The following is a 725-nucleotide window of genomic DNA, read 5'->3' on the forward strand; positions in this document are numbered from 1 at the left end:
CTGCATCGGCGGGACGTCTTTACCGGCAACGCCCAGCGCCCGTCGCCGCGCCGCTGGTCCCGCCGCTGGGATTACGACTACCGCAATAACCTGGTTCGCGAAGAGCGGGACGATAATCCGTTCAGTTGGTACCGCTGGCAGTACGACAGCGCCGGACGTCTGCTGGCTCAGGACGGTACGCTGCCCGGCCAGGAGCAGTGGCGCTGGGATGCAGCCGGTAACCCGCTGGAAGGCTCTGCTGAGAAGGTCACGCACAACCGCCTGACGCAGCTGAACGGCATTCGCTGGCGCTATGACGTCCACGGACGCACCGTGGAGAAAGATAACGGACAGACCCGCTGGCACTACCGCTACGACGGTGAGCACCGCCTGACGGAGGTGATCAGCCAGCCGCGGGACCGCAACAGGCCGCAGACGCAGGTCAGCTTCCGCTACGATCCGCTCGGGCGACGCATCAGCAAAACGCGCCGCCAGATGCTGGGCGGCCAGCCAACCGGTAAGCCTGTCACCACGCGATTTGTCTGGGAGGGATTCCGGCTGTTGCAGGAAGTGCACGGGGATGTGCCGCTGACCTACGTCTACAGCGATCAGGACAGCTACGATCCGCTGGCGCGTATTGACGGCGATGATGCCCCGGAAATCTTCTGGTTCCACTGCCAGCCGAACGGCACGCCGGAGCGGATGACGGATAGCGAAGGACAGGTGCGCTGGGAAGGGGTAAACAG

The 725-nt window shown here is 64.6% G+C and carries 1 protein-coding gene; it reads left to right on the top strand.

What is annotated here, in order from left to right; translation table 11 throughout:
- A partial coding sequence (locus IM300_RS22530; RefSeq protein ID WP_193038359.1) for an RHS domain-containing protein occupies positions 1-725 on the top strand: 725 nt, incomplete at both ends.

The sequence above is a fragment of the Enterobacter cloacae complex sp. I2 genome, assembly GCF_014896205.1.
Lineage (GTDB): Bacteria > Pseudomonadota > Gammaproteobacteria > Enterobacterales > Enterobacteriaceae > Enterobacter > Enterobacter quasihormaechei.